Raw genomic sequence first — 17,069 nt, forward strand, 5'->3', positions numbered from 1 at the left:
AAGATACAAACAAATCCTGTCTGTCCCAAGGGCCTAGATCAAATAAATTTAAAATTAATTTTTCTTTTTCAAATAATTTTCATTGGCTGCTAAAAGTTTTTCATAATAAGCATCATAGCTTTTAGAAAATTTTCTAATTAATGGAATGGCTATCTCGTAATAATTGTTGCTAATCATATAATCTTTTAACTTGTCTTGAATCACTTTCATTTGGCTATTCTTATAAGCTTGACTATTTTTGTAGGCCTCATAAGTTTCAATTATGTCCTTGTTTTCTTCTAGCCATTTTTCACTATCATAAACTGCCTGGATTTTTCTTTCGTTAACATCAGCAAGGCTTTCCATAGAGTATTCTTTTGAGAGCTCTTCTAAATAATTCTCTTCTTCTTTAGTCAAGTTAAAATTTGGAAGCTTGTCTAAATAATCCACAAATTCTTTAAAATAAATTTCTCCCTCAGCCTCTAAGGGCGCATTTAAAAATGGCTTATAAGAAGAAAATAACATTTGACCAAAGTAACCAGGAAAAATATCTGTCAGCCTTTCATAAAGAGTCTTTTGACCTTCAAGGGCCTTTACCCTCTCTTCAATTAAAGCTTGGTCTGCTCCCTTTAGAAAAAGATTTAAAATCTCTTTTTTCTTTTCTTCAACTTCTAAGACATATTCTTTTTTTCTTAAAACTGAAGACAGAGAGGACGTCTTATTTAATAGAATATCTTTAATCTCTGCAAGGCTTAGACCAAGTTTTGTTAAAAGAGAAATCTTTTTTAAAAGCTTTACATCTTCAATGCTATAATCTCTATAACCATTTTCAAGTCTTTGTGGATCAATTAAGCCCTTATCTTCGTAGTACTCAATAGCCTTTCTACTTAGACCAGTTTTTTCTTCAACTTCACTTCTTAGCATTTTCATCCCTCCTTAATTAAAGGATAAGCCTGGACCCAGGGGCCAGGTCAAGGAAAATTTTATCTTTAAAAAATTTCTAAACAAAAAAACTTGGATATAAAAATACCCAAGCTAATTTTATTTCTTTACTACTGATGATTTTAAATAAACCACTCCAAAGCCATCAACTCTGCCTTGGATGTTATGGCCGTTATATTCTTCATCTAAAATTTGAATGTTCTTGGCCTTGGTTCCTTGTTTAATTATATCCTTGCCTAACTTTAGGTCGCGAATTACAATAACATCATCACCGTTTTCAAGGATATTGCCGTTAGAGTTTCTAATAATTTCTGCCTCTTCTGCTTCTCTTTGGCTCTTGTCAGTTCACTCGTGAAAGCACATAGGACAAATATAAAGATGACCTCCTTGATAAGTGTATGTCTCGCCACACTTAGGGCATTTAGGTAATGACATATTTTCCTCCTAAAAGTATTTATATATATATTCTAACATATAAAAAATTTATTTTTCTACTAAGACCTTTTCCATTTCAACAAGAAGGAGGTTATTAATTTTTCTTTTGCCATTTTTATAAATATATCCCATTTTTAAATAGAAATTTTCAGCTGTTAGTGATGCCGGCAGTTCAATTCGTCTTGACCTTAAAAAATATTCGTCAGCTTCTAAAGTTTCAAGGATCTTTTTCCCAAGCCCTCTACCTTGATAAGAAGGATGGACAAAAATTGAAAGCAAAATACTTTCGTCCGACCTATCCATATAAGGACCAATTGCCCCGCAGCCGACAATTTCATCATTATCAACTAAAACATAAAAATGATTGACCTGGCTGCTTTTAATAAAATACTGAGCTGGCCATCTTGAAATTAAATCTTCAATATATTCATTATCATAATCTTTACTGCTAACTTCCCTAAGAGTTTTAGCAACCATAGATGCAACTGCTTCCCCATCTCTAGGGAGAAATCTTCTTATAAACATAGAAACCTCACAAATCAATTTAATATAATTAATTTTTTATTTTCAAACTTTAAAGTCCTTATTTTTTGTCAAATAAGAAATAATTTCCACATGGCTTGAACGGTCAGTATGAATAAAATTTAATATTTTAAGGAAGCCTCGTATGTGGGAATATGTCTAATTAGTATTCATCTTATAATCTATTATATCATTTTTAAGCACAGAAAAAACAGCTCATAAAAGAGCTGTTTAGATTATTATTTTCTTGTTTTTGTCGCATTACTTATATTAGATGACCTATAAAAATGGCTATAGGCAGTAATAAGATTAACATAATATTCAACACTATAAATAATCTGTCCTTTTCCTTTACCTCGAATATTAAACCTATTAGTCCAATAATTGGGCAGACAAACATTAATGTGAGTCCAGTTGGTCTTAGACTTGTATAGCTTTCAAAGATGTCTATTGGCAGTAGGTAAGAAATCATAAAAATCGTGAGTCCAAGTAAAAAAAATTTTTTACTGATATTTTTCTTCATATACTTCTCTTTCTTTGAAATTATATTGTTCGAATTAAATCAATAGTTGATCTGTCTAGAATTCTTTTTAAAGATAAATGATAAATTAGCACATTTATTCCGTAGACTACTAACGAAAATGCTATAAATAATTTATAGTCATAGTATCTTACGAGATTTAAAAAAGTCAATCTTGATGAGAATATAGAAATTATAAACATTACACCTATACTAGTTAATATAACTATAAGCAATGATTTTATCTGTTCATTTAAATATTCTTTTTCATAAACCCTTTTGAGTTCATCCAAATCCATTCCACAAGAATAAAAGCTTCCTATTTCTTTTCTTCTACTCATCAAGCTTAAATTAATGAATGAATATCCGTTTGTTATATTTAATACAAAGATTATTAATCCAATACTTACCACAATTTTCATAAAACTTTGTAAGCTTTTAAACTCTTTTTCTTCTATCTCATTACCAATAATAATGTTAAATCTATCTTCAGGTAAAATTTGTTCCCTAATTAATGCTTCCGCATAATCTTGTGCATCTTCTGCTTTAGAATCTTTTATTTTCATATTCAAAGTATAAGGATAGTTTTTATATTTTTCATCGCCTGCTTCTTTCATTAGACTGAAAAATGTATCAAAGTCGGTGTAGATTTTCACATCGAAAGGCATGGTTTTGGAATTAAATTTTCCCAAGTCTCTTATTGACTTTGAAATCTTAATATTTTTTTGATAATCATCTCCAATACTTATATCAAGACTTGTTGGATTTTCAAAATATGGAATTTTCTTTGCTTTAGATATAGGTATGGAAGAATCTTCTTGGATCATATTATAAAGTAGAAATTCTCCCTTATTTCCTCCAAGCTCTTTTAAATCATCATCTTCTAAGGCTATCAAAAATCCATCCATTCCTTCCGCATTATATTTTTCAATGTTTTTTTCAGCCTCTTTATCTAATCCTGCATTCCTAGCTTCTTTTGAAAAATCTTTATTATTTTCAACTGTTACATATTTTTGTTTAGAAATATAGGATTTTTCATTAGGAGTTTTCTCATCAATTTCTTTTAGTACCGATGGCACTTCATCCTTATCACTATAATAATCTACAGAAAAGTTATATCCATTATCATAATACGAATAGTCTCTAAGATAATTTCCAATTCCTATTACAATTACAAATACTGAGATGATTAGAATTCCAATAGCTGAAATATACCTTTGTGATTTTATTGAAGCTAAGTTGTTAATTCTTAGTTCTTGCCATAAGTTCTGTTTCTTCTTTTTCTGATACTTGGAAAAATCTATATTTCCTCTAATACCATCTATTATATTTATTTTCGAAATCTTTTTTGCAGGAGATTTTATAGCCAAAGCAACAATTATAAAAGAAACAAATAGTATGGCTAAACTTAATAATGGATTAAATCTTACTACTTCAAAGGCACTTACTCCCTCACCTTTTTGTAAATTTCTATACAGATAATATATAAAAGAAAAACCAGCTATGTGACCTAAAACTATTGGAATGGCTGATATAATTAACCCTTCCTTTAAAAGCATCAAATAAATTTGACCATTAGTTGACCCTATAGATTTATATATAGACAGTTCTCTAATTTTTCGAAGACCCCACACCCAAAAGATATTTTTTATAAAGAATACAAAGACGGCTATACATCCAAGTATAGATAATACTATAACCGCTTTACTCATAATTTTTTGTAAAGGATCATTTTCGACACCATAATAATATATTAATCCATCAGAAAATTCTAGCTCTACATCCCTACCAAGCTTATTATTTATATCTTCCTGAATATTTTCTTTATTTTTATAAGTTTTTTCAAATGAATCAAACTTCACATATGTTTTAAAGGATGACATCTTTTCTTGTAATCCTAAAGCAAAGTTTAGTTTACTATATTTGTTATAAACGTCCCCATAAACTCCTACTACAGTAAAAGATTTAGTGGAAACTTTTTTAAATTTTTCCTTATCAGTATTTGCACTAGTAGGTCCTATTTCTTCCCCATCTATAAACCTTTTACCTATTTCAAGTTTTATTTCATCACCTAAATTAATGCTATTTTCATTTATGAAGCTTTCTGATAGAACAATTTCATTTTCATTTTCTGCAAATCTACCTTTTTGAAGTCTTGAATACTCTCTCATTTTATTTATTGCTTCATCCTGATAATTAATGACAAGTAAATCATTATTATATTTAGCATTATCAGGGTCATTGGACATTTTTCCAATTAATTTGATATCTTCAATAGACCTTAGTTTTTCTACTTCATCATTTGATAACTCATCCTTAATCTCAGCATGATAAAAATTATTTGACATGGCATAACCATAGTTGGCTTGTCTGTTTATATAACCATAATAAAATACCACAGTAAAAAATAAACTTACGATTAATAGTGAAATAAAAATAGGAAAATTCTTCTTATTCATTTCTTTCATCTCCTACAATTTTTCCATCCACTATTGTAATGATACGATGTGCTTGTAAGGCTATTTCTTCGTCATGGGTGATTAGGATAATCGTCTGTTTTAAAGTTTTGTTAAAATATTTAAAAATTTCAATTATTTCCTTAGAATTTTTTCTATCCAAGTTTCCAGTCGGTTCATCTGCCAATATGATAGATGGATTGTAGATAAGACTTCTGGCTATGGCAACTCTCTGCTGCTGACCTCCTGATAATTCACTTGGAAAAGAGTCAAGTTTACTTTCTATACCCAGTTTGTTTACTATATCTGAAAATTCATCTTGATTTATTTTTCTTTTATCTAGTTTTAATGGAAGTTCTATATTGTGACGAACCGTTAAGTTGGGAATCAAATTATAAAACTGGTAAATCAGTCCGACTTTTCTTCTTCTAAAGTAGGCTAATTCCTTTGAAGAATAATTTGAGATGTCGTTACCATCTATATAAACTTTGCCATCATCTGGACTATCTACTCCTCCTATGATATGTAGGAGCGTTGATTTACCAGACCCACTTGGTCCAACAATAGCGACAAATTCTCCTCTTTCTATTGTAAGGTTAACACCGTCTAAGGCTATGACATTAGAATTACCCTCGCCGTATTCTTTTCTTAAATTTTCTACTTTTAATATTTCCATAACTGCCTCCTTTTTCTTATGTCAAGGTAAGCATATAAAAGTAAAGTGATTTTTAGGTGACATTGTAAAATTTAATTTCAAATCTTGCTCCAGCATCAATATTTGAAACAGAAACTTCTCCGTTATTCTTTTCGACAATTGTCTTCGCCATAGCAAGGCCAATTCCAAAACCATTTGAGTCGGGAGTTTTATAAAAGCGTTTAAAGATTTTTTTCATTTTCTCTTTTTCTATTCCTCCGCCATTGTCTTCAATGATTAAGCTTGTATAGAGGGGATTTTTGTATGATGAAACCACAATTTTGTCACAAGTCGGTCTATTATCAGCATTCTTTATGATATTAATGAGAGCTTCTGCCAGCCAATAAAAATCTCCACAAATGCTATTTTCTTTTAAACTCTTCTTTATTTCTACATTAGTAGATCTCTTTATATTCAAACTATCTAAGGCATAATCTACTAATTCATCTAAACGAATTTGTTCTGCTTTCATTAAATCTTTGTTTGCATCAAGGCTTGATAGTTTGAGTAAAATATCTGATAAAGAGTTTAATCTTAAGAGTTGCCTTTTTAAAATCTCTATATCATCATTATCTGGAAAATCCATCTCCAAATTTTCTATGGAAAAAAGCATAGATGTGATGGGAGTTTTAATTTGGTGGGCGATGTCTTCTAGGTATTCAATTTGTTTTTCGCTGTTTTTAGTACTTTTCTCTTTGGCTTCTACTATTTCTATAAATAGCTTATAAATTTTATCTTCTAAAATCGAAAAATCATCTTGCTTCATAGGAATTTTGTAGTCCTGATTTTTCATATTTTCTATCAGAACTATAAGCTCATTTATTCTATTTTTCTTTCTTTTTTCTAAAAAATAATAAAGAAGCCCCAGACTTATTATCCAAAATACATATATCATCTCAATCCATCCTATATCCAATTCCTCTAACAGTAGAAATTACTTCCTTATCAAGTTTTTCTCTAATTCTCTTAATAGTTGATGTGAGAGTATTGTCATTTACAAACTTATCCCTGTCTTCCCAAAACATTTCTAACAGCTGACCTCTGGTATAAACTCGGTGAGGATTTTTGATAAATAAGATTAGGATTTCATATTCTAGAGAAGTTAAATCCACCAGATTTCCCTTAAAATAAACTTTTGAATCATTTAAATCTATTTTGATATCCTTGTAAGTAATTTTTTTGTCTTGACTTAGAGCTATTGTCCTTAAAACGGCATCAATTCTCGCTCTTAATATGGCAAGGGAAAATGGTTTAGTTAAATAGTCGTCTGCTCCCCTATCTAAAGATTCAATTATAAAATCTTCATCTTTTTTTACTGTTGTTACAATAACTCTTATGTCCTTATCTTTTAACTTATCTATCAAATGTTGGCCATCTTTATCTGGTAGATTTATATCAAGTAGCGCCACATCAATGTCTACATTCATCTTATAGGTCGCCTCGTAAAAAGATGATGCAAGCTCTACCTCATAGCCATTATTAACTAAATACTTTTCCATTTGTGAGGCAATTTCTTTATTATCCTCTATAATCAAAACACTCTTCATTTTAACCCTTTCATGTATCAACTTTGAAATCTATTAAAAATTTTTGTTTTACAGCATTCGTCTATAAGAAAATTAAGACTCTATACCAATAATTACATCTATAGTATACCATTATCACTTATATTAAAAAACAGACCCTTTATGGATCTGCTACTTGTCAATATAAGTTTCAATTCTAGACTATAATATTACCTTTAATTTTTCCTCGTAAACAACTACTTTATCTACTAGTTTTTAACCAAGTATTCAGCATAGCTGTCTATTTCTAATTTATGATTTACTATAAACTCTTAATCTTATCAAGCTTCTTACAAATAAGTCTTTTGGAATCTAATATTTAATTCTCATAGCCTTATAATTTTCTATTTAATTTTCTTTTCAAAGAAGTTATTATTTCTAAATGGCTTGAGTGATCAGTATGGATAAAATTTAATGTTTTAAGGAAGCCTCATATGTGAGGATATGTCCAAAAGTATATTTCTTATGTTCTAAATTCCCTTTTTACCTTTGCCAGTAACTCTAAAGTCTCAAAAGAATTTGTAAGATAATCATCAGCACCTAGGTCTAGTCCTAAAATCCTATCACTTAGATGAACTTTAGCCAAAATCACAATAATAGGAATATTTTCTTCATGCTAAATAATTTTTATCTCTAATGTGTTTTATGAGTTTATATCCGCTTATCTTTGGCATCATAAAATCTATTATCGCAAGGTCGATATCTTTTTTCTAAAATCTCCTTATATATTCCAAAAATTATAGAGCTTAAATAATATGACAAATATTGTAAAAACAAAAGAAATAAATCCCCAAAATATAAAATATATTTTTTCTTTTCTTGATTTTCCATTAGCAGATATCATAAACAACTTAAGTCCATTAATTAATGATACAAGTCCCATTACTGCAATAACGATTCCGGTAATCACTGCATTTTTGGGCGTGAATACCTTGTCACTTGCTAAATAAAATACTATCCCAACCGTAATAGTAACCCATAATATTTGTGTCAGGTTAATGTTTTTATTGAAGTTTACAGTGTTATTCTTTATATTTTTAAATATTAAAATAATAAACTTTCCAACTAATAAAATTAGGCTTATTATTCCTAATAATATTGCTATGCATAAGAATAAAAACATTGATTTATTCGATTTGTGGGCAACGTAGTCGGTAGACATCATCTCAAGTCTGTTATCGTTCGCTTTGGTTTTTGATTTGTGCATAAACATTTCTAAACCATTTCCATTATCCATAAGATATGAATTTTTACCAATTTTGAAAATATTTGTGTCTCCTATACTAAAGCCAAAAAGATTTAGTGAATACTTGTCTTTAGCCGCTTTCTTTATAGGTAAGATTCCCCCAAAATACTGCTGAAATTTACCCATGCCCTCTGATATATTCCTCTTTTGTATGTAAAAACCTGAAATATCATCGGATGAAATACCACTAGTATCTATTCCTTTCCTATCTGTAATACTTCCATATAATACTTTAGGCAATCCATAATTAAATATGGTTTCACCAGGCTCATTGGTCATTATTACAATACCGGTATTCGATTTTGGATCAAAAACTAGATTAGAAGAGCATCCCATAGTATTGCCAGCATGCCCTAGAACTTGAACTCCATATTCTAAAGTCCACAGGCCGTGGCAATTTTTACTTATATTGCTATCTGTATAATGTGAAGTCGGCTCAAACATTTCGCGTCTGGTTTCTTCTTTTTTAAACAATGGATTTTCTTTTGAAACAAAGGCTTGTCCAAATGTTGCAAAATCATGTAAAGTACCTACACAGGCACCTGCAGGATATAGCTGCACGTAAGAACGAGCTATTCCTAAATCTTGATTGTCTTCTATTTTTTCACCTCTATAATAACAATATAAGTCATTTCTTTTATCCTTAACATAGTCATTATCTAAAAGTTTAGGGTCTATTGAGGTATGACTCATGTTTAGAGGTTTGAAAATATGATTATTCACATAGGATATATAATCTTCTTTGCTCACATTTTCTACAATCAATGCAGCAAGTGCTGTCCCCCAATTTGAATACGCTGTGTATTCCCCGACATGATATGCTTGGTATGGCTCACATGATTTGACGGCTTCTTCAAGATTACTATATAACTGATCTTCATTTGCTAACTGATTTTCATAGAAACTTTCTTGAAAACCTGCATTGTGACTCATGAGGTTTCTAATGGTAATTTTCTCATCTTTATATCTTATCTTTTTTAAAAATCCATCTGGAAGATAAACTCTTATATCTTCATCTAGATCAATCTTGCCTTCTTCATACAACTGCATGACAGAGACCCAAACTAAAAGCTTGGAAGAGCTCCCCCAATCGTAAACTGTATCAAAGTCTGCTAATACTTTATTTTTTATGTTTTTATAGCCATAAGTTTTTTTAAGTGAGATTCTATCTCCATTAAAAACAGCTATCTGACAAGATACAAGACCTTCCTTATATTTTTCTACATATTCGTCTATGTTTATTTCTATCTTTTTAATATCCTCATCTCTATTATATAACTCTTTTGCATAACTATTTTCAGAACTCAGTAAAACTAAAAATAAAGTTATAATGATAAATATCCAAATATTCCTTTTCATTATGTCCTCCTCTTTAATCTTAAATTAATTATAAAAGATGGATATTAACAAAACTAAGACCGAATATTAAATCAATATTAATTTTTTTGATTCATTAACATTTGCAATTACTTAATGTAGTTTTGACTTAAAAAGTTATCAGAGTTGATGAGTTTGAAGATTTTCGGGAAGCTTCGAAAAAGCAACCATAATTAATAGCTATTCTCTGATAATTTAATTAATGTTCTGCATAGTATTTTTTTTCCAATTAATAGTCTGTAAAATTAAATGCGACACTTTGACTAAATAAAAAACTCATACTAACTTTGTGTTAAATGTAAATAAGCATAAAACACACAGAGGTTAATATGAGTTATAAATGTCTTACAATAAATGACAGAAATAAGATAGAGGTATTAAAACTAATATTAAATATGAAAAAGAAGTGGACCATTTCTCGATTGACATTTAAAGACTTCTTTTGAATACACTGCAACCATCACTTTCTCCTAGAAATTCAAAATCATTTTTTATCGCAATTTCTTTGGAGATTTCTTGGTTGGGGTTACACTCAATAATCAAGTTTTTCCCTATCTTTGAACTACGCTTTATAAAGGCTTTTGTTAGTTCATTGGCATATCCCTTCCCCCAGTCTCTCTTATTTAGTATCCAACCAAGTTCGAAGGAGTCTTTGTCATACTCATGAAATATTACATATCCGATAAACTTCTGATTAAAATCTTCTACCGCATAGATTAAAGGAGGATCAATAAGTGCGACACTATTTAGAAAATTCGCTGTTTTTTCCCATGAAAAAGGCGGTTCTATAAATTCCATGACATCTTCATCTGAAAGTAGATTGTATAGGTCCCTTAGATCATTGTTGGTAAATTTTCTTATCTTTAATCGTTCGCTAATCATTCAGTCCCTCCTTCCCTTTTTCCCTTATTTTCTTGACATCAATACTATAGTCTCCACGTGCGTTGTCTTTTGATTGGGAACATAATTTTTTATCCTCGTCATTCTTGTAGGAACACAATTTATTAATGTCATTGTCTTTGGCATTTTTTCTTTTATCTTTAAAGTTATTAGAATCTTGACTATCTTTAACTCCTGTTTTGAAGTAAAATGTTAAGTCATAAGGATGAACTGTTCCGTCTTTGTCAATTCTTCCCACCACGACTTTATCAACTATGCTTTCAAATACTGTTCTGTTAAATTCCTCTATAATTTCTTTATTCTCTAAGACCTTTTTAAATTGCTTTAATCTTTCTTTAATAGAGTCTTCATCTTTTATCGTTAGTTCCAATGTTTTCTTTTCATCGAGTAATTCTTCTTTTTGCTTTGTAAGTTTTTTATACTTTTTAGCATAAACTTCTTCGTCTATACTATCTTCTAAATGAAGATCAACTAACTTTCTTTCTTGACTAATGATTCTGTTTAATTGGTTTTCTAACTTTTTCAAATCTTTGACTAACGTATTATCATTTATTTCTTCTTCAACAATTTTTAAAAAGTCATCTATTACTGTTGAATCTGCATGGCATAATTGCCTATAGCTTTCAACAAATGCTTTTTCTATTGCTGCTTCTTGTATTCCCTTTGAATGAGGGCAATATTTTTTACCTTTTTTTGTTGACTTTACACATTGCCAGTTAATTTTTTTATAAATTGAACTTGTATGCCATGTTCTTCTTGAAAGTATCTCTCCACAAAATCCACATTCTAACATACTTGAAAAAGCGTATTGCCTTGATAGTTTTTCTCTCTTCCTATCCTTATTAGCAATGGTGTTTCTATTTTGTGCTCTCCTGAGTCTAATCTCCTGTGCTTTTTCAAAATCTTCTTTTGATATAATTGGCTCGTGATGATTTTCAATGTGGTATTTATCAGATTCACCAAAGTTTGCTAGTCTTCTTTTTGTTATGGGATCAACTGTGAAGGTCTTTCCCATTAGTATATCTCCAATATACTTTTCATTCTTAATTATTCCCAACACTGTAGTATCAGACCATTTTGTTTTACCTCTAGGGGTGAGATAACCTTGTTCTTCTAATTCCCTACCAATGACTGAGCCACCATTGCCCTCTAGATATCTTTTAAAGATGTATCTAACAATTTTAGCTTCCTCTTCATTTATAGAGATACTTTTTGTTATAGGGTCATAGTCGTATCCAAGGCAACCTTGAAAACCAATAAGTTCCCCTTTTTCCATTTTCATTTTCAGTCCTTTTTTCACATGGGCTGAGGTATTTTCTACTTCTTGTTGAGCTACTGAACTTAATATTGTTAGTAATAGCTCTCCATCCATTGTCAAAGTATCTATATTTTCTTCTTCAAATACTACACCAACGTTATTTTCCTTTAGAAGCCTTACATATTTCAAAGTATCTAATGTATTTCTAGCAAATCTTGATATAGATTTAGTAATTATCATGTCTATATCTCCATTTTGGCAATCACTTATTAGTCTCATGAAATCTGCTCTTTTAGTAGCAGTTGTTCCTGTTGTTGCTTCATCTGCATATATACCAGCCAAAGTCCAGTTCTTATTATTTTTTATTAGATTTGTGTAATAATCAACTTGCGATTTATATGATTCAAGTTGGTCTTTACTATCTGTACTTACTCGACAATATGCTGCAACTCGTTTTAAATCTAAATGTAGTGCATTTCTATTTCTTGCTCCTATATTTGAAGCTTTTATTAATTTTACTTTAGTATTCATTTTACCTCCTTCCCATTTTGTATCTTTCTACAGTGTTATTATATCACAAAATTAACTACTTTCTATCTCTCTTCTTATAATCATTTTCTATTCTGTTCTTAATTTTTGTATATTCCTTATCATTAATTAATTTAAGATCATAAAGTCTACATAACATAGCAACTCTCATGCTATAAACTTTTATTGCTTTCATAATAACCTCCTATGTAAATTTAAGTTTTTTGACATTGACAAGTGCCTTGGATTAGCAACATAGGAATCTCACCTCCGCCTCTGTTCAGGATGAGCCGGCTTCAACCTTAGAAGTATCATTATCCTCATTTTCTTCATAGCGAATAGGGTATCCCTCCCTATATTCAAACTCTTACTTATCGCTCCCTTTCTTCTACCCTTGCTTTTAGCTTAGCAGTACTTGTTTTGCCGAATTATTCAGCAGATAGATCTTGGCGGATAGGTTATTACGCTCCAAAAATGATTAACGTCTTGTCTTGGTCTATTCAGTTGTTAAGGTTCAAAATTTATCGAGAGTTATTAATCTTTTTAAAATTTGACCATCAGAAAATACTTATCTTGATGAAACAAAATTGTTTAAAATTACCCTCTTATAATTAACAGTGAAAAGAAGTCTTTCTTGGTAACCAATTTTCAAAAATAAATTTGGTTAAATAAAAAGGTCCAATTCCCACTGCATAAGTAACAGTGAAAATTAGACCCTCTTGCTAAATGTCATCTAAAAGTCTTCCAACATTTCCTTTAGTTTTTCTAAGACTTTATTACGCCTTTTAATAACTGCTGGATGAGAAATATTCAGTTTAGCAGCTACTTCTCTAATTGTTTCTTCTTTATAAAAAAGACTTTCTATCAAATCCCTTTCAACAGTGTTGAGTTTAGAAATAGCTCTTCTTACTTCTTCAATCATTTCCTTTGTTTCGATAATTTTTTCAACATCAAATTCCAGATCTTCTAAATTTTCTTCAAAATTACCATCATGATCATAGGAACAAAAAAAGAAACAGTTATTTAACCTGTCCCTTCTCATTTGATATTTCTCTTTATTCAATTCACTATGATAAGCAAGATATACTTCCTTGCTAACAACTACTTTCTTCCCTTCTACAAATAAATAATATTCTTTGTCCATTAATTTTTCCTCCTTGTTGACATGAATTTCTTTTATTTAAAGATAAAATTCACACAAGGAGGACTTCTAATTCTATGCATATATTCTCCTGGGCATAAAAAAAGACCGAAAGAAAATAAATTCTTTCAGTCAATAAATGCCAATATTAAATTTAGGTGCAGATCACCCATCATGGATACTATATATGCACCTAAGTACACATAAAATTCGTATATGGTACTTTTTTCATTCGGAAATAGTACGCAATAAGTTCGTCATAAATTAATTTCTTAGATGTTCATTATTTCTTCAATGCTACGACCGTCTTTAAGTTGGCTAATAGCAGTCGGTAAAGTATATCCCCAAATTATTACACCAACCAATGCAATTGCTTCCTTTTTTCTTTGATAATAAACAGTTCTCTCTAAAGATACACTTCTCATACAAGCTTCATCAGTAATCTTTTTTTCAGCAATGTAGTAGTTATAAATAATCTTATGATATATTTCTCCATATTCTGGATAAACTTTTAGCCTAACACAGGCATCATAAATTATTAAAAGCATAAGCTTACTATCCATTACATTGGAAACTCTATTATTAAACTTTTCTTCAACTCTTTCTGGAGCAAATGTAGAAAGATACAAGTAAGCAGATTCTGAAGTTGATCCATAGTTTTCTTTACTCTCAAACATCATAAAATTTGCCCTGCTATCTACTGCCCAGGTAACTTGTCTATATAAACTTAAAATAAGTTTTGCAGCTGAACTGATTTCTTCAAATTTCAAGTTGCTATCTGCATACATGTTCATTATATTCTTTAAAGTTTTACTTATTCTCAATCTAATCACCTCAATACAATTTATTTGCAAACTTGAATGTTTGTGCTATAATATGAATATAAGTTCAGTTTGTATTATATCTCAAATTGAAAAATAATTCAAGCACTATTGTTCGTATTGAAAGTTATAAATGCACATTAGTTCAGGAGGTTAAAGTTATGGCTTTTGCGGATAGATTAAAGGATTTTCGTGAAAAAGAAAAGTTAAGTCAAGCAGATTTTGCAAAGATGATAGGAATAAGTACAAGAACTCTTGTACATTATGAAGACGGAGAAAGATACCCAAGAGATGTCGAGGTTTACAAAAAAATAGCTGAAGTTATGGACTGTGATTACAATTATCTTCTAGAAGAAAGTGATGAGTTTTTAAATAGAGTTTATAACATGGGTGGCAAAAGAGAATTAGAAAAAGCTAGAGCATTAACAGAAGGTCTAAGCTCTTTATTTGCTGGTGGAGAAATTTCTGACGAAGATAAAGATGCTGCTTTTGAAGCTATTACTCGTGCTTATTGGGAGGCTAAAAGAGAAAACAAGAAATATGGTCGTAAGAAAAAAGATTAGGTGATTTTATGAGCATGAATCGCTATATATATGATAAGGTTAATCGACTTATAAAAAAATATAAGACACGAGATCCTATCGAATTAATAGAAGCTTTGAATATTAACCTGGTATATCTACCTGAAACAAAAATACTTTTAGGAATGTACCATTATATTCAAAGGAACAGATTTATTTTTATCAGTAGCAACACAAATTTTAATAGAAAGACTATATTAGCACATGAATTAGGTCACGATCAACTTCACAGAGATTATTGTATGAGTGGCGGAGCTTTCCATGACCAAACAGTGCTAAACCCTACAAATAAATTTGAAACTGAAGCTAATATTTTTGCAGCTCATTTATTAATAAGTGATGAAGATATCCTAGATAATATCAATGATCAAGTTTGTGATTATGAAATCGCTGGACAGTTAGGCGTAGATATAAATTTACTAAATTTAAAAATTTCTGAGTTAGCAAAAATGGGCAAGTTTAATAAACCAGTTAATGTTAATATACCTCAGGGAGATTTTCTTAAAAATTATCGCCCTGAACATGATGATTATTATTAGGAGACTCTATGGGAATTTTTATTGCAGGATATTTTTTATTAATCCTTTCTGGAATAGTTTTCTATTATCTCATCACTACCTACTCTGTAAAAATTTCAGCATTTTTAATTGATTTTATAGTTGTAGGTTTAGGATTTTACATATCCATAAAAGATAAACTAGATAGCAAATTAGCTATTCCCCTTTCAATTACAGTAGTAATAATTTATGGAATATTGCTAGTTTTAATAAATCGAAAGCTACCAAAGGTTAGCAGATTTTTAAACTATATAATTGCTTTTATAGGCTCATCAGTCGCCCTATGGTTGGCACTTGATTTTATAACAAACACTCTAGCCGCTTTTAAAATAATAGGTCAAACTTATCATCAATTACCAATAACAAAAAGTATGATGATAAATTCCTTTATACATTATGTAATTGTATTCTTGATTAGTATTCCAGTGTTTAAAGGTAGAATGAAATTTATACTTGGAGGAAATTATGAGTAGAGAAATGGATAAAAATAAAGACGAAAATCAGAAAAAAAAAGAACTTCAAATTAGGTCCTCTGCTGCTGAATACTTGACTTTTGTTGCAGCAAATGGTGATGATCAAGAAGCTATCGAAATTAGATATGAAGATGAGAATATTTGGCTAACTCAAAAAATGATGGCAGCTCTTTATGATGTAAGTGTATCGGCAATAAATCAGCATCTAAAAAAAATATTTGACGATAACGAACTAGACGAAAATTCAGTTATTAAGAAATACTTAATAACTGCAAACGACGGAAAATCATATAATACAAAACACTATAACCTACAAGCAATTATTGCAGTAGGGTTTAAAGTAAATAACGAACGTGCTGTCCAATTTAGAAAGTGGGCAAACCAAATTGTAAAAGATTTTACAATTAAAGGTTGGGCAATGGATGATGAAAGACTCAAGAATTCTGGCACAAAACTTACCAAGGATTATTTCGAAAAATTACTTGTAAAAATTCGTGAGATTCGATTATCTGAAAGAAGATTCTATCAAAAAATCACAGATATTTATGCCACTTCTTTAGACTATGATCCATCTGCAAAAGCAACAAAAAGATTTTTTGCAGCTATTCAAAACAAATTGCACTATGCAATTCATGGAAAAACTGCAGCTGAATTAATTGTAGATAGAGCCAACCACAAAACTAAAAATATGGGACTTACTACTTGGGAAGGATCTCCAGATTCAAAAATTCATAAATATGATGTAGTTGTTGCAAAAAATTATCTAAATGAAGAAGAATTAAATCAAATGCAAAGAATTGTTTCATCATATTTGGACATGGCAGAACTACAAGCAGAAAGGCATATCCCTATGACTATGGAAGATTGGGAAAAAAGATTAAATGGATTTTTACAATTATGGGATAAAGAAATCTTAAACGATGCAGGAAAAGTGTCTGCAGCTCTTGCTAAAAAGCACGCAGAGAGTGAGTTTGAAAAATATAGAATTATACAAGATAGACTTTACAAAAGTGATTTTGATAAGTTCTTAGAACTAGAAAATGATACTAAAAAATTAGAAGAATAACTTAATAT

The 17,069-nt window shown here is 30.0% G+C and carries 19 protein-coding genes; 4 read left to right on the top strand and 15 right to left on the bottom strand.

Annotation, left to right across the window (positions count from 1 at the left end; translation table 11 throughout):
• Positions 1-54: 54 nt before the first annotated feature.
• From BN2667_RS04915 to BN2667_RS04975, 15 genes are all read right to left on the bottom strand, one after another.
• On the bottom strand, positions 55-903 hold the full coding sequence (locus BN2667_RS04915) for a MerR family transcriptional regulator (protein WP_054252234.1): 849 nt from the start codon (positions 901-903) through the stop codon (positions 55-57).
• A 117-nt stretch (positions 904-1,020) separates the two neighbouring features.
• Positions 1,021-1,230 carry a PhnA domain-containing protein gene (locus BN2667_RS09565; protein ID WP_341436725.1) on the bottom strand — a complete coding sequence of 70 codons (210 nt, stop codon included), beginning with the start codon at positions 1,228-1,230 and terminating at the stop codon, positions 1,021-1,023.
• Between the two features lie 36 nt (positions 1,231-1,266).
• Positions 1,267-1,356 (bottom strand): hypothetical protein, encoded by a 90-nt coding sequence (locus BN2667_RS09570; RefSeq protein WP_341436272.1) that lies wholly within the window; start codon positions 1,354-1,356, stop codon positions 1,267-1,269.
• Positions 1,357-1,404: 48 nt separating this feature from the next.
• Complete coding sequence (locus BN2667_RS04925; RefSeq protein WP_054252235.1) at positions 1,405-1,881, bottom strand: GNAT family N-acetyltransferase; 477 nt, start codon at positions 1,879-1,881, stop codon at positions 1,405-1,407.
• 540 nt (positions 1,882-2,421) lie between these two features.
• Positions 2,422-4,857: an ABC transporter permease gene (locus BN2667_RS04935; protein WP_054252237.1), complete on the bottom strand. Its 2,436-nt coding sequence runs from the start codon at positions 4,855-4,857 to the stop codon at positions 2,422-2,424.
• Entirely contained in the window at positions 4,850-5,530 is a 681-nt protein-coding gene (locus BN2667_RS04940; protein ID WP_054252238.1) for an ABC transporter ATP-binding protein, read from the bottom strand. The genes BN2667_RS04935 and BN2667_RS04940 overlap by 8 nt, the downstream gene beginning before the upstream one ends.
• A gap of 52 nt (positions 5,531-5,582) precedes the next feature.
• Entirely contained in the window at positions 5,583-6,443 is an 861-nt protein-coding gene (locus BN2667_RS04945; protein ID WP_054252239.1) for a sensor histidine kinase, read from the bottom strand.
• A gap of 1 nt (position 6,444) precedes the next feature.
• Positions 6,445-7,095, bottom strand: coding sequence for a response regulator transcription factor (locus BN2667_RS04950; RefSeq protein WP_054252240.1), 651 nt, complete (start codon positions 7,093-7,095; stop codon positions 6,445-6,447).
• Between the two features lie 481 nt (positions 7,096-7,576).
• Complete coding sequence (locus BN2667_RS09550) at positions 7,577-7,705, bottom strand: response regulator (RefSeq protein WP_278308134.1); 129 nt, start codon at positions 7,703-7,705, stop codon at positions 7,577-7,579.
• Between the two features lie 129 nt (positions 7,706-7,834).
• On the bottom strand, positions 7,835-9,718 hold the full coding sequence (locus BN2667_RS04955; protein WP_054252241.1) for a serine hydrolase domain-containing protein: 1,884 nt from the start codon (positions 9,716-9,718) through the stop codon (positions 7,835-7,837).
• 447 nt (positions 9,719-10,165) lie between these two features.
• Entirely contained in the window at positions 10,166-10,618 is a 453-nt protein-coding gene (locus BN2667_RS04960) for a GNAT family N-acetyltransferase (RefSeq protein WP_054252242.1), read from the bottom strand.
• The gene (locus tag BN2667_RS04965; RefSeq protein ID WP_054252243.1) at positions 10,611-12,425 is read right to left on the bottom strand and encodes a recombinase family protein; all 1,815 of its coding nucleotides are present in this window, start codon (positions 12,423-12,425) and stop codon (positions 10,611-10,613) included. The genes BN2667_RS04960 and BN2667_RS04965 overlap by 8 nt, the downstream gene beginning before the upstream one ends.
• 55 nt (positions 12,426-12,480) lie before the next feature.
• A complete protein-coding gene (locus tag BN2667_RS09445) occupies positions 12,481-12,618 on the bottom strand; it encodes a hypothetical protein (protein ID WP_162832783.1) in 138 nt (45 codons plus the stop codon).
• A gap of 537 nt (positions 12,619-13,155) precedes the next feature.
• Entirely contained in the window at positions 13,156-13,566 is a 411-nt protein-coding gene (locus BN2667_RS04970) for a sigma factor-like helix-turn-helix DNA-binding protein (RefSeq protein WP_054252244.1), read from the bottom strand.
• A gap of 269 nt (positions 13,567-13,835) precedes the next feature.
• Positions 13,836-14,387, bottom strand: coding sequence for a hypothetical protein (locus BN2667_RS04975; protein ID WP_236879655.1), 552 nt, complete (start codon positions 14,385-14,387; stop codon positions 13,836-13,838).
• A gap of 158 nt (positions 14,388-14,545) precedes the next feature.
• Here BN2667_RS04975 and BN2667_RS04980 point away from each other — a divergent pair, with 158 nt between their 5' ends.
• Genes BN2667_RS04980 through BN2667_RS04995 form a run of 4 tightly spaced genes read left to right on the top strand, consistent with a single transcriptional unit; the run spans position 14,546 to position 17,061 of the window.
• A complete protein-coding gene (locus BN2667_RS04980; RefSeq protein WP_000852880.1) occupies positions 14,546-14,947 on the top strand; it encodes a helix-turn-helix domain-containing protein in 402 nt (133 codons plus the stop codon).
• An 8-nt stretch (positions 14,948-14,955) separates the two neighbouring features.
• Positions 14,956-15,504 carry an ImmA/IrrE family metallo-endopeptidase gene (locus BN2667_RS04985; protein ID WP_000062395.1) on the top strand — a complete coding sequence of 183 codons (549 nt, stop codon included), beginning with the start codon at positions 14,956-14,958 and terminating at the stop codon, positions 15,502-15,504.
• 8 nt (positions 15,505-15,512) lie between these two features.
• The gene (locus BN2667_RS04990) at positions 15,513-15,995 is read left to right on the top strand and encodes a ligand-gated ion channel (RefSeq protein ID WP_054252245.1); all 483 of its coding nucleotides are present in this window, start codon (positions 15,513-15,515) and stop codon (positions 15,993-15,995) included.
• The gene (locus BN2667_RS04995; RefSeq protein WP_054252246.1) at positions 15,988-17,061 is read left to right on the top strand and encodes a virulence RhuM family protein; all 1,074 of its coding nucleotides are present in this window, start codon (positions 15,988-15,990) and stop codon (positions 17,059-17,061) included. The genes BN2667_RS04990 and BN2667_RS04995 overlap by 8 nt, the downstream gene beginning before the upstream one ends.
• The last annotated feature ends 8 nt before the right edge of the window (positions 17,062-17,069 follow it).

Source organism: Neofamilia massiliensis (assembly GCF_001299475.1).
GTDB classification, from domain to species: domain Bacteria; phylum Bacillota; class Clostridia; order Tissierellales; family Peptoniphilaceae; genus Neofamilia; species Neofamilia massiliensis.

Coding starts and splice junctions, on each gene's coding strand:
- BN2667_RS04915 (WP_054252234.1), bottom strand. CDS start 903: ATGCTAAGAAGTGAAGTTGAAGAAAAAACTGGTCTAAGTAGAAAGGCT.
- BN2667_RS09570 (WP_341436272.1), bottom strand. CDS start 1,356: ATGTCATTACCTAAATGCCCTAAGTGTGGCGAGACATACACTTATCAA.
- BN2667_RS04925 (WP_054252235.1), bottom strand. CDS start 1,881: ATGTTTATAAGAAGATTTCTCCCTAGAGATGGGGAAGCAGTTGCATCT.
- BN2667_RS04935 (WP_054252237.1), bottom strand. CDS start 4,857: ATGAATAAGAAGAATTTTCCTATTTTTATTTCACTATTAATCGTAAGT.
- BN2667_RS04940 (WP_054252238.1), bottom strand. CDS start 5,530: ATGGAAATATTAAAAGTAGAAAATTTAAGAAAAGAATACGGCGAGGGT.
- BN2667_RS04945 (WP_054252239.1), bottom strand. CDS start 6,443: ATGATATATGTATTTTGGATAATAAGTCTGGGGCTTCTTTATTATTTT.
- BN2667_RS04950 (WP_054252240.1), bottom strand. CDS start 7,095: ATGAAGAGTGTTTTGATTATAGAGGATAATAAAGAAATTGCCTCACAA.
- BN2667_RS04955 (WP_054252241.1), bottom strand. CDS start 9,718: ATGAAAAGGAATATTTGGATATTTATCATTATAACTTTATTTTTAGTT.
- BN2667_RS04960 (WP_054252242.1), bottom strand. CDS start 10,618: ATGATTAGCGAACGATTAAAGATAAGAAAATTTACCAACAATGATCTA.
- BN2667_RS04965 (WP_054252243.1), bottom strand. CDS start 12,425: ATGAATACTAAAGTAAAATTAATAAAAGCTTCAAATATAGGAGCAAGA.
- BN2667_RS09445 (WP_162832783.1), bottom strand. CDS start 12,618: ATGAAAGCAATAAAAGTTTATAGCATGAGAGTTGCTATGTTATGTAGA.
- BN2667_RS04970 (WP_054252244.1), bottom strand. CDS start 13,566: ATGGACAAAGAATATTATTTATTTGTAGAAGGGAAGAAAGTAGTTGTT.
- BN2667_RS04980 (WP_000852880.1), top strand. CDS start 14,546: ATGGCTTTTGCGGATAGATTAAAGGATTTTCGTGAAAAAGAAAAGTTA.
- BN2667_RS04985 (WP_000062395.1), top strand. CDS start 14,956: ATGAGCATGAATCGCTATATATATGATAAGGTTAATCGACTTATAAAA.
- BN2667_RS04990 (WP_054252245.1), top strand. CDS start 15,513: ATGGGAATTTTTATTGCAGGATATTTTTTATTAATCCTTTCTGGAATA.
- BN2667_RS04995 (WP_054252246.1), top strand. CDS start 15,988: ATGAGTAGAGAAATGGATAAAAATAAAGACGAAAATCAGAAAAAAAAA.